The sequence below is a fragment of the Undibacterium sp. GW821-FHT07F11 genome (genome assembly GCF_059418665.1).
The window spans coordinates 306286-318840 of sequence record NZ_JBWKQH010000009.1; the positions used below are offsets into that span (position 1 = coordinate 306286).

The 12555-nt window shown below is 52.0% G+C and carries 8 protein-coding genes; 6 read left to right on the forward strand and 2 right to left on the reverse strand.

Annotation, left to right across the window (positions count from 1 at the left end):
- Positions 1-70 precede the first annotated feature (70 nt).
- Entirely contained in the window at positions 71-2746 is a 2676-nt protein-coding gene (locus AC07OI_RS22725; RefSeq protein ID WP_495258782.1) for an alpha/beta hydrolase family protein, read from the forward strand.
- 219 nt (positions 2747-2965) lie between these two features.
- The gene (locus AC07OI_RS22730; RefSeq protein WP_492708876.1) at positions 2966-3259 is read left to right on the forward strand and encodes a hypothetical protein; all 294 of its coding nucleotides are present in this window, start codon (positions 2966-2968) and stop codon (positions 3257-3259) included.
- Between the two features lie 39 nt (positions 3260-3298).
- Here the strand turns inward: AC07OI_RS22730 and AC07OI_RS22735 are convergent, their stop codons facing one another.
- Together AC07OI_RS22735 and AC07OI_RS22740 are read right to left on the reverse strand one after the other, a co-directional pair.
- The gene (locus tag AC07OI_RS22735) at positions 3299-4354 is read right to left on the reverse strand and encodes an AraC family transcriptional regulator (protein WP_495258783.1); all 1056 of its coding nucleotides are present in this window, start codon (positions 4352-4354) and stop codon (positions 3299-3301) included.
- Complete coding sequence (locus tag AC07OI_RS22740) at positions 4354-5277, reverse strand: GGDEF domain-containing protein (protein ID WP_495258784.1); 924 nt, start codon at positions 5275-5277, stop codon at positions 4354-4356. Before AC07OI_RS22740 ends, AC07OI_RS22735 begins: the two co-directional genes overlap by 1 nt.
- 337 nt (positions 5278-5614) lie before the next feature.
- On the opposite strand from AC07OI_RS22740, the gene AC07OI_RS22745 reads away from it, so the two are divergent.
- From AC07OI_RS22745 to AC07OI_RS22760, 4 genes are all read left to right on the forward strand, one after another.
- Positions 5615-8152, forward strand: a complete 2538-nt coding sequence (locus tag AC07OI_RS22745; protein ID WP_495258785.1) for a TonB-dependent receptor — start codon at positions 5615-5617, stop codon at positions 8150-8152.
- 11 nt (positions 8153-8163) lie between these two features.
- Positions 8164-10029: a phytase gene (locus tag AC07OI_RS22750; RefSeq protein ID WP_495258786.1), complete on the forward strand. Its 1866-nt coding sequence runs from the start codon at positions 8164-8166 to the stop codon at positions 10027-10029.
- A gap of 150 nt (positions 10030-10179) precedes the next feature.
- The gene (locus AC07OI_RS22755; protein ID WP_495258787.1) at positions 10180-11487 is read left to right on the forward strand and encodes a hypothetical protein; all 1308 of its coding nucleotides are present in this window, start codon (positions 10180-10182) and stop codon (positions 11485-11487) included.
- Positions 11488-11711: 224 nt separating this feature from the next.
- On the forward strand, positions 11712-12548 hold the full coding sequence (locus AC07OI_RS22760; RefSeq protein ID WP_492708888.1) for an HDOD domain-containing protein: 837 nt from the start codon (positions 11712-11714) through the stop codon (positions 12546-12548).
- Positions 12549-12555: the final 7 nt, after the last annotated feature.

A 12555-nucleotide genomic window follows, 5' to 3' on the forward strand; every position in this document is an offset into this window, starting at 1 on the left:
GTCGGCATTTTCGCATCACCTCCTGATCAACCCCATACCTGCTAATTAAACTAAAACCAAGGTTTTCACTATGTCTCCGAAAATTCTCACCGTCAGTATTGCGCTCGCTTTCAGCGGGGCAGCCAGCTTGCTCTTCCCTCAAGAAACCGCTCAGGCCGCACCAGCTATTAACAGTGTCGCCAAAATCAAGCCAGCCGACCTGACGCTGGAACAGGTATACCGTGCCAAAGGCTATGCAGGCCAAGCCGCGCGCCATATACAATTCAGCAAGGATGGCCGTTACCTGGCTTATACCTGGAACCCATTCGGTGAAAATGGTTTTGATTTATATGTGCATGACACCCAGACTGGCGAAACCAAACGCATCACATCACCCGCATTGATGAAGACCTACGATGCGCCAGAAGACTGGGAACGCTTCGATAAAAAAGCCAAACAAAAAGAAAAAGAAGAAGCCGAGCGCCAAGCCAAGGCTGAAGCACAGGCCGCCTACCTGCGCGGTGAAAAAGTTAACCTGATGCAGTGGGAAGAAGCGGCACTGGAAGAAGTGAAACGTGAAGTGGCCGAGAAAAAAGCCAAGGACGCTGCCAAGAAAGCTGAAGTAGATGCTGAAGCCGCCAGGGAAAAAGCCGCTGCAGCTGCTGCGAAAACCGGTACTGCCAGTGTAGCTAAAAACGACGGCGACAAGAAAGACGAAAAGAAAGATGCAAAAGACGACAACAAGGCCAAGGAAATCTGGGAACTGCGTGACGAGCTGAAAAAGAAACTGGAAAAAGAAAAGCTCAAACCCAGCGACCTCTACCCTGGTGTAGATGCTCTGGTCTGGGCGAACAAAAAGAATGAACTGATCTTCCAGTACCGTGGTGACCTGTTCCGCCTGAACGCTGCCGATGGCAAGATAGAACGCCTGACCCAGACCGACAAACCTGAACGCATCGTCGCCTACCAGGCAGACGACAATGGCTATATCTACATGGACGAAAAGCGTCTGTTCAACGCCAGCTTTAGCAGCAGCGCGATACGCCAGTTGAACCGTGAACTGATACACCCTGACGACGCCGATAAAAAATACCGCATCGCCAATACCGTACTGAGCGAAGACAAGCAATGGATGGCGATTTCTGCCGAAGCACCTGATGCCAAGCCAGAAAATGGCAAACCAACTCCACCAGCCGAGCGCCAGGTCGAGATCATGAATTACAGCGAACGCTTTGCCACGGCTAAAAAAGTATCACGCGAAGTATCTGATGACAAACGCAAAATACTCGCCACTGCGCTGTACATACGTCGCGTTGGCGATGCCTCTGCACGCCAGCCACAACCGGTCTTCACCAATGATGGTGGTGACGTCTGGTTTGAAATGAGTCCAGTCAGTTGGGCCAAGGATGGCAGCCGCTACACCTTCTCTACCTGGGAACGTGAAAAAGACTTGCTGCGCATTTATGTAGGCAAGGCAGAAGAAGGTGTCAAGCCACAAATGGTTTTGGAGAGACGGGGCAATGTCGGTCATGAAGTTGTCAACGTGCTGGCTCCCCGCTTTACACCGGACAGCCAGCAATTGATCGCCGTGCTGGATGAACAGGGTTATCGCCAGCCCTACGTCATTGACGTCAGCAATGGCAGCGCCAGACAAATATTGAAAGGTGATTTTGAAGCGCACAACATCATAGGCTTCAGTGAAGACAGCAAATCCATGTTTGTACTCGCCAACAAGGATGATTTTGCAGCCATGAATGCTTATAAGGTTGACCTGGCAACCGGTGACATGAAGGCGATAGGCCAGGCTGGTGACTTCCATCGGAGCAGCACTGTGACAGAAAGCGGCGACAAGCTGGCTAGCATGGCCGGACAATGGGCCAGCCGGCCTGAATTGAAACTGGTGGATATCAGCAAAGCCAAATCCACTACGTTGACGCAAAGCCATGACCCGCAATGGAGTGCAATAGACCTGCAACGTCCTGAACGCTTCAGCTACACCAATCGCCATGGCGACAAGATACAGGCCTATGTTTTCAAGCCAGCAGGTCTGAGCTCATCTGACCATCGCCCGGCCATTGTCTACACCTATGGCGGGCCTTTGAATGACAGGCATATCGTCGAGACTGACAGCTTCCAGCAGACCGCCTATATGTTTGGCATGTATATGGCAGCCAAACATGGCTACGTCACCGTGGCGGTTGACCCTCGTGGTCACTCCAACTATGGCCGCAAGTTTGGCGATGCCAACTGGGAACAGGTAGGTAAACCACAGACAGAAGACCTCGAAGACCTGGCAAAATACATGCAAAAAAACCTGGGCGTTGATGGCAAGCGTATAGGCCTTACAGGCTGGAGCTTTGGTGGTTTCCAGACCCAGTACACCATGTACACCAGCCCGGATATCTTCGCTGCGGGTATCGCCGGTGCCGGGCCAACAGAGTGGGAAAACTACAATAGCTGGTACAGTGGCCGCACTATAGGCAAGACCGAGCGCAGCAAACCCAACTTGCGCAAATATTCACTGCTGCCTCTGACAGCAGGCCTGAAAAAACCATTGATGCTCGTACACGGCATGCAAGATCCTAACGTTTTGTACCAGGATACGGTGAATGTGTATCGCGCCTTATTGGAAAACGGCAAGGAATCCCTGGTTGATCTCTTCCTTGACCCAGATGGCGAACATGGTCTGGGTGGTACAGTCAAGCCCAAAGCCCTACACAAGAAATATGAAGCCTTCTTCCTGCAGCATTTGGGTAAGGTCAGATAAGAGATAAGTAGATAGTAAACGCCTGAAATAAGAGAGCGATTATGCATAATGCTGGTCGCTCTTTTTGCTTGCATCAAAGAAATAAGTTGCTGAATTGGTCTTGAAAAACAGCTAGCGGCAATTTCGCATTAAAATTACCGTAGATTATTTGCGCAAGCATGCTGATAATGCCCGCATCGCTTGATTTTCATATCGAGCAAGCCCCCTCAGGAGTTACCCATGAAAAATAGCATCAGCCAATACTTATACTCTGTCTGTCGACAGGCAGCACAAGAGTTTCGTCAGATAGGACAAAAGGTCGGAGAACGCCTGTTGCGCACGCCCTTGCCAAAAATCCTGGTGGTCGTTCTTGCGATTGCACTGTTGATCACCATTATTCCTCTGATCATTACCTTGTTTGTTGCCTTTGTCCTCGTCAGGGTTTTACTGAAAATCATCTCAGTGAACGTGCGGCAAAACCGTGGAAAAGATAGCAGCGTGCCGTATGAAAGACGGATCAAAGATATACATTGATTGCATGGCTGAAGAAGCCGCCTGACTACTTCCCCACCGTCAGATTCCAACACTGAAATTCAAGCCAGGGAAATCTTGCATCAAGTTTTCTTTCAAGCTGCTGGGCGTCAGCCCGGTCCAGCGCTTGAAAGAACGCCGGAAATTATTCGCATCATGAAAACCCAGGTGCATGGCAACCGCCTCATTGTCGTAATGGCGGCTCTGGAATAAATAAAGGGCAACATGGGTGCGTACCTGATCCAGCTCAGCCTGGAAATGCGTGCCCTCCTTGGCCAGATAGCGCTTCATGCTGGCTGGGCTGACGGCAAATGCTGTTGCCAGTTGTTCCAGGCTGGGGTTGCCACGTATATGGGTCAGCAGATAATCATAAACAGCATTCAGCAAACTCTCCGTTTCATCGCTCAATACTGCTTCTTGCTGCGCCTGTCTCAGGGCAACGCTTGCTGCCAGAGCATTACCACGCGGCCAGGGTAAATCCAGATATTCTGTAGTGATCAGCATGGCGTCCAGGTGACAGTTAAAACGCAACTCACTACCGAGATGCACTTCATGCTGTTCGGTATGACGGGCAACGCTGCGGTTAAAACAGAAACGCCATGGCAGGCGTACTCCGCTGAGCCAGCGGCACATGGCAACCACGGCTGTCATGTGCATCTCGACTATTGCCGGACGCAGGCTGGGAGCACCGTAGCTATCCATCCAGTACAAAACCGACATATCCTTCCCTTCACTCAACCTGGGTCTGAGCAAGGGGCACAAACGACTGAAATGAACGCATAAAATCTCCAGTGCCTGCCGCAGGTCCTGAGCCTGCAACAAGGCATGGCTGACACTGCCAAAATGCCCGGGCAACATTTGCTGCCCCAGCATGAAACTGCTGTCGGCACTGCGCAAGGCCTGTAACGCATTATCCAGTAATTGCAGATATTGCCGGGGGCTGATAAGGCATTGCCCTCGCGTGACTCGCGCTGCATCAACGCCTACGCTACGCAAAATGAGGTCATCATCCAGCTCGCGACTGCGCGTATAAGCCAATATCTGGGCTGCATGGTATGCGGCTGGCAGGCAGGCGTCTGCCGCCTGATGAAAGCGCATTACGGGGCTCCCGTTGCCAACTGCGGCTCAGTACATACGTATGCACTGGCCTCCACCGCACGGCTGAGCCTGCTCAGCAAGGCATCAGGCGCATCGTCCGCCATGGTACAGGCATGCCGCATGCTGATTTCCAGCATCACCTCTTTAGCACAATAACGCATCTGCCTGACCATCTTGCACAGATGCACGGCCAGTGCCTGCGCCTCTTCCAGGCTGGTGTCATGCAAGACCACGGCAAACCTGTCTCCCGCATAACGACATAGCAAATCTTCATTACGCAGGTTCAGCAAGAGCATGTGGCTGACGGCCTGCAAGACACGGTCACCCTCATGTTGCCCATGCTCACGGTTGATCAGATGGAACTGGTCTATGTCCAGCAATACCAGCGCACAAGGCACACCTGGATGGCTTTCCAGTTCCAGCTTGATCTGCAGACGTAAATAATCAGCATTGCTTAGCTGCGTGACACGGTCAAAGGCACGGTGATCGCGGAACAGGCGTTCACGCTTTTGCAAGTGTTCATTCAGGGTGAACTGTTCTTCGCGCCAGTAATACATGCCAGCCGTAACGATCAACATGCCAGCGAAGACCAGCATGGATTCCAGCCAGTTGTCCCAGACATCTTCCTTGGGTATCGCGAAAAACTCGTCCAGGCAATCTGCCCATGAACCCAGCATGATCGCCGCGAGGCCAAATGCAAACAAGCGCGTCACCAGCCCCTTGGGACGGCTGCTAAGCATGATCAGCAACCACAGGCCAGACATGAGCGATGTACCTCCCTCACCGACAATGTCCATCCACTTCCATTTGATGAAGGGCTTGGGTGAGCCCATATAGGCATACAGAAAAATAAAGGCGATCAATGCCACACAGGCAGTGATGATGAAGTTTCTATGCAGGCGCAGCATGGAATTTTTAAGCATCGCATTCACATCCAAAGGTCAGGTCGCGCGAGGGTAATTGAGGTGCATGACAGGACGATGACATGCGTGTTTTTTGATATGAGCTATGGATGGAAAACAACGGGGGTGCAAACGGCTCAGGTCTTTATTAATCCCCCGTGAAGGAGAAGTAGTTAAAAACGATCATGCCGTATACCGGCCGTCTGATGGCGAGGTCATTTCAGCTCACATCTTCGCAATTTATCGTGCGATTTCCCCGCAACGGCAAACCCGGCTCCCACCTGTCACAAACCCGACATATACAACTCCTAGAATCCGCCCACTCTTTTGCCATTCACTACCTGCGGAAATCCTGTCCATGAAAACCCTGAAGAAAAAACCTGCCCCTCAACTATCCATCATCATGCTGGGCATCTCGGCCATGCTGAACGCCCATGCCCAGGGGCCGAATGTGACTGTCAGCGATGCCAGCAGCGTCATCATCAGCGGCCAGCGTGCAAGTATGCGCAAGGCGCTGGAGATGCAGGAGAAAGCCGACAATATCGTCAGCGTAGTCAGCAGCGATGATATCGGCGGCCTGCCGGATAAAAATGCCGCGGAAGCACTGGCACGCCTGCCTGGTATCTCTGTCCAGCGTGACCAGGGTGAAGGCCGCTATATCGTTGTACGTGGTCTGGGTGCCGACCTGAATGGTGTGACCATCAACGGTGCTCTGGTGCCATCGCCAGAAGCTAGCCGCCGTGCAGTGGCGCTGGATGTCTTGCCAGCCGGGATGATACGCTCACTGGAAGTGACCAAGACCTTGCGCCCTGAACAGGATGCTGGCTCACTAGGCGGTGCAGTTGAAGTCAAGAGCCTGACTGCTTTTGATTTGCCAGGAAAATTTCTGACCTTGAATACCGGTGCCAGTTATGACCAGGTGACTGGTAAAACCAGCCCGAATGCTGGCCTCTTGTGGGCTGACCGTTTTGCTAATGGCAAGCTGGGTGTCGCCGCCGGCATCAGCGCAGAGAAACGCAGCTTTGGTTCAGACAATGTGGAAACCGGCGGCGCCTGGGAGAGTGGCAAGCTGGGTGGATTTGAATTGCGTGATTACCTGCCAGTGCGTGAGCGTCACGCCTATGCCTTGAACCTGGATTACAAGCCGACAACATCACAAACTTACTTCATGCACGGCTTTTTGAGTGACTTCAGCGATGATGAAGTACGCGACCGTATCACCATAGGCAGCTTTGCCAGCGGCACCCTGGCTGAAGGCGCAACGACTACAGCAAGAGCAGAACGCCGCATACGCCAGCGCAAATACACCCAGACTATCAGTTCTGTCGTGCTAGGCACAGAACAAAAATTCCGGGACTGGAAACTGGATCTGGCTGCAGGCTCCAGCCGCGCCAGCGAAGATACGCCGGAAGCGTTGAACGATGGCCGCTTCCGTGGCAATGCCAATTTTGCGGGCGTTGGTTTTAGCGATGGCGAAATACCTAAAATCATTGGTCCGGCCAGCCTCTACGATGCAGCGAACTACAGCCTGAATGCCATCAGCCTGCAACAGCGTTTTTCCAAGGATACTGAACAGCATCTGAAATTTGATCTGGCCCGTAAGTTCCATTTCGAGCAGTTCGAATCAAATCTGAAATTCGGCGCCAAGACCAGCCGCCGTGAAAAAACCAATGACACCAATCAATGGACTTATAACAGCAGCAAAACCAGCAGTGGCAATTACTGGGGACCTGGTTCCACGTCCATGAGTGCCTTTGTACAAAACCAGGCTCTCGATTACCCGCTGGGTAATATCGGCACTGCCATCAGTGCTGACCTGATACGCGCCCGCGTGGCTGGCCTGGACAGAAATGCTGCCCGCCTGGTGCTGGAATCTGCCATCAATGATTACAAGATCAATGAAAATATCGATGCTGCCTATCTGCAAAACAGTTTCGACAGGGATAACCTGCACATACTGGCCGGTGCCCGCGTGGAACGCACGCAGTTTGATGCCGCTGGCACGCAAGTGACTGGAGGCACCAGCCTGCAAGCCATCAACCGCCAACGTAGTTATTCAAACTGGCTGCCATCGCTGCACCTGCGTTACGACCTGGACCAGAAAACCAGTGTACGCGCAGCCTGGACTAATGCCGTTGTACGTGCCAACTTCAGTCAACTGGCACCCGGCATCAACCTCACCAGCACTACCGAAGCAGTGATTGGCAACCCTGATTTGAAACCATTGAAAGCCAACAATCTTGATCTGGGTGTAGAAAAAATATTGGCGCATGATGGCAGCGTATCAGCCTATCTGTTCAACAAGGATATCAAGAACTTCACTTACACCACCAACCTGGCCGGTTCAGGTGCATGGCAGGGCTATACCAGTGCGGTCTCTTATGCGAACGGTGACACCGCCAACGTAAAAGGCATAGAACTGTCTTACTCACAGCCTTTGCGCATGTTGTCAGCCCCCTGGAAATACCTGATCGTTGGCGCAAATGCCAGCTTGACACGCTCCAGTGCTGACATTGCCCGTTTTGATACTGCGCTGGGTAAATCCCGTAGCCGCACTATCAGCCTGCCAGGTCAGTCTGACCGTGTCATGAACCTGATGCTGGGTTATGAACATGGCCGCGTCAGCAGCCGCCTTGCGCTCAATTACAAGTCCCCTTACCTGCTGGAACTGGGTACGGATATTTTGCGCGCAGATCAGGACCGCATTGTTGATACCCAAAAGCAGCTCGATTTTTCGCTGGCCTATCAACTCAGCAAGAATTTCCAGCTGGTCTTTGAAGCAGCAAACCTGAACAATGAAAAATACTATGTATATCAGGGTGCGCATCAATATAACTCGCAATATGAACAATATGGCCGCACTTATAAAATCAGCCTGAAAGCCAGCGTATTCTGATGAACATAAAAATGATGAAAACCAAATATCTGATATCCGGTCTGGCCTCAGGTCTAACATTAATGACAGCCTTGTCCTGCGGATCAGCATTCGCAACCAGCTTACCACCTGCTGCTGCCGGTCGCGCCCAGGACATTGTCGCTCTGCCGGATGGCGGCTGGCTCTTGCTCGACAAACAAGGTCTACGCTTGCTGGATGCGCAAGGCAAAGAACACAGCAAAGTCAGCCTGCGGGCAAAGCATCTGGATGCGCGCCCACATGCAGACGGCATGCTGGCGGTATTCACCGATGCAGATACGCAAAAAACCTATGTTTATGTAGCAGATCAGAAAACCGGACAACTACGTTTGCAGACCAGCATGGCATCGCCGGATTTTTCGCTGGAAAGCATGTGCCTGTATCGCGATGCGCAACAGTTTGATCATGTCTTCCTGATCGGCAAGGAAGGCTTGAGCGAGCAATGGGTCATACGCAATGGCAGCGCGCAACTGGTACGCAAGCTTGCGCTGCCACCACACAGCAAGCATTGCCGTGTTGATGACCAGAGCCAGACTCTGTACCTGAGCGTGCCGGATAGTGGTGTCTGGGCATTTACGGCAGGAGCAGAAACCGCAGCCAGACTGAAGCCTGTTGCCATGGCTACCCCATTTGGCAAGTTGCAAGGCAGTGCCGCCGCCATCAGCGCGCTGCCAGGTGGGGTTGCTGTACTGAATGCCAATGGTAAGAAACTGCATCTGTATCGCCAGAAGGATGGACAGCATTTCCAGCCTGAGCAAGTCATGAACCTGCCATACAGTGCAGCGAATATCCATGTGCAATCATCCAGCAATAAACTGGACATCCTGCTGCATGACGAACAGGCAAAAACCTGGCGCGTCAGCAGTGCCGCGTGGAAGCAGCCGGCAACATCAGAAATAGCCGTCATAGAACCCACAGTGCAAACAGATACTGTCGCCCGTCATGGTGACGCTGCCGATGACCCGGCTATCTGGGTGCATCCACAGGATGCAAAACTTTCCCGTGTTCTGGGCACTAACAAGAAGCAGGGGTTGCTGGTGTATGACATGCAGGGCAAGCAAACCCAGTTGCTGGAAAGCGGACGCCTGAACAATGTGGATGTGCGCCAGAACATCAAATGGGGCCAGCAAAGTTTTGATATCGCCATGGCGACCCAGCGCGATGAAAACAGCCTGGTGCTATACGTCATCAATGGCCAGGGCCAAGTGACAGAGGCAGCCCGCTTCCCCACCAAGCTGGACAAGATCTACGGTTTCTGCCTGTATCAGCCACGCACTGGTGGCCTGGAAGCTTTTGTGAATGACAAGGACGGCACTTACCAGCAGTTTCGCATTATCCACAATGAACAAGGTTTCAGCAGCAGTCTGGTGCGCAGCTTCAAGTTGGCCAGCCAGCCAGAGGGCTGCGTGGCTGATGACAAGACTGACCGCCTGTTCATGGGGGAAGAAAAACGCGGTATCTGGATCATCTCTGCCAAGGCAGATCAACCAGCCGATTTGCAAATGGTGATGCCTGTTGGCAAGCAACTGGTGGCTGATGTCGAGGGTCTGGCAATCTACTTTGGTGAACAGAAAAATTACCTGCTGGTATCGAGCCAGGGAGACAGCAGTTATTTGGTGCTGGAAGCGCAAGCCCCTTATCGATTGCGCGGCAAGTTTCGCGTAGGTATGAATCTGGCCAGGGGCATTGATGGCACTTCAGAGACTGATGGACTTGATGTCAGCGCCGTCAACTTTGGCGGTGATTTTGCGCAAGGCATGCTGGTAGTGCAAGATGGTTACAAGCGCCTGCCGGATGGAACGCAAAACTTCAAGTACATACCCTGGTCTGCCATAGCAAAGGCTTTCAAGCTGGAATGAAGGAATAATTGAATGACCGCACCAGATCAATGCTGGCAACACAACTGGTGCGGTACAAATTGATGACAATTTGCCGACACTTTTCCAAAAGTATGCTTAGCCTCAGCGTCTATGATGATAGAACGATAAAATAAACAATGGGGCAGCAAATTGAACGCTCGACATATATTACTGGCAGGTAGCTTGTGCCTGATCACCGGCCTGCTGACAGCCTGCGGAGGCGGCAGTTCGACTGCCAGTAACCCGGTGGTAACGCCACAGGTCGCCAGCCTCAGCTTGCGTGGCACGGCGGCAACAGGCAGGGCCATCGCTGACTCGGCTGTCAATTACAAATGCCGCACGGGTACGGGAGCAACAAAAACTGCGGTTGATGGTTCGTTTGAAATCATCTTGCCTGCGGGCAGTGCACTGCCCTGCATACTGGAAACTGCAAATCCTGCGAATAGCAAAAAACTGCATGCGCTTGCTGTCACTACCGGCGTCATCAACCTGACACCTTTGACTGAGATGCTGTCAACTCGCCTCATGCGTACCGATATGGCTGCGTTTTTTACCAATCCTGATTTTGATGCAATTGCAAGAACCCTCACCAGCGCCAATATCACACTTGCGCAAACTGAGATTCGCAATGTACTCAGTGGCTTACTGGACACCAGCACTTTAAGCGGCTTTTACAGCACACCGCTGAAAGCGGCCACCAGTGCCAGCCCGGCCAGTGGCGACGCACAGGACAAAATACTCGATACACTGAACCTGGCATTGGCGGCAAATTTATATGAACCGCTACTCAATATGCTGGCAAAAACAAACCCACCCACCGGTCTTCCGGTATTTGGTCGCCCAGGTTGTCTGATACAGTTAGGCGACAAGCAATTCATGTCTTGCAGTGGCCCCGGCCTTTGGGAGACTGCCCCCCGCATTGATATTACCCCTGGCGCGCTGATCATGACACCCGGTAGCAACCGCGTATTTAGCGCGACGTTGAATTATCCGCCACTTATTGATTACATACGGCAGCCAGTTACCTGGCAGGTAGTAGAAGCCGATGGTGGAGCTATCAGCATCAATGGTGAATACACTGCACCAAGCAAACCCGGGACTTATCACATCAGGGCACGGCGCGAAGATTATCCATCATTGAGCGCCACAGCTTTAGTGGTAGTGGATAACAGCACACCAGACTTTGTGCCAACGCTGAGCGTGGATAAGCACATAGTCAATGTCATGCCGGGTGCTACCATGAACTTGCAGGCAAGCATTAATTATCCGCCAAATGTCAACTACATACGCCAGCCAGTCACCTGGAGTGTCATTGAAGCCGATGGTGGCAGCATTAACTTGTCAGGTAGCTACCTTGCACCTGCAAAAATTGGCACTTATCACGTCAAAGTGCAGAGAGATGACTTTCCGTCTATATACGTAGTACTGGATATTTTGGTAAATTACCCCCCTGATTAAAACTTGCATGATTTCCCTGAGCGCGTATGCTATCGACAGGCGCTGGATGATTGCAAAATAAAGTTAAATTAGAAGTTGCTTTTGAGAATTTATTGACTATCATACAGACAGTCGATCATTCCTCAAGGCAACTTTTAATATTCTGCACAAGCCGCAACATGCAAGCTCATGTAGCAACAGGCCAATGAGTGGAGGAATCGCCAGATGTTTACCGGGAGAAAGTCATGGACAGGTTGGAAATTTTCAAAAGCATAGCCGCAGAAGTCAATCGTGGGGACATCGTCTTCCCTACCAATGTGGAAGCTTCATTAAAACTACAACGTACCCTGGACGATCCTGATTGCCATATTGACACGGCAGCCAAACTCATCATGGCCGACCCTTTGTTGTCTGCCCGTACAGTTGCCATTGCCAACTCCGCAGCCTATCGCCGCTCGACGAATGAAATCACCCATGTCAGGCTGGCGGTCAACCGCCTCGGTTTTCGTACCCTGAAAGCCATGCTGGCCGCAGTCATCGTGCGCCAACTGAATAGCAAGGTTACAGACCCGGTTTTGAAGCATAAGGCCGACAGATTATGGGAGCATTCTGCCCACGTGTCGTCGCTGGCACAGGTCATTGCCAAACAGGTTACCAGGGTTGATCCTGAAACTGCCATGTTTGCTGGCATCGTCCATGAAATTGGTGGTTTCTATCTCATCTCACGTGCGGAAGAGTTCCCTGGCCTGCTTGATGGCGAACCAGAAATCTGGATCGAATATGGCGAACGCATGATAGGTCGTGGCATCATGCGCCAGCTCGGCGTACCTGACAGTGTCATGCAAGCTGTAGAAGCCATGTGGCATGGCGTCTGCGCATTCCCGCCAGAGTCCCTGGGTGATACCCTGATTTTGGCCAACGACATCGCACCGGTGCTGTCGCCCCTGCATGATGTGGACAGGGAATACAACAAGCGCTTTGCCCGCCGCCTCAACTTTGATACTGAAGACAGCAATTTCCAGATCATCATGGAAGAGCAGGAAGAGCAAATCGATACACTTGCCACGGCTCTCATGATGTAAATAAGTT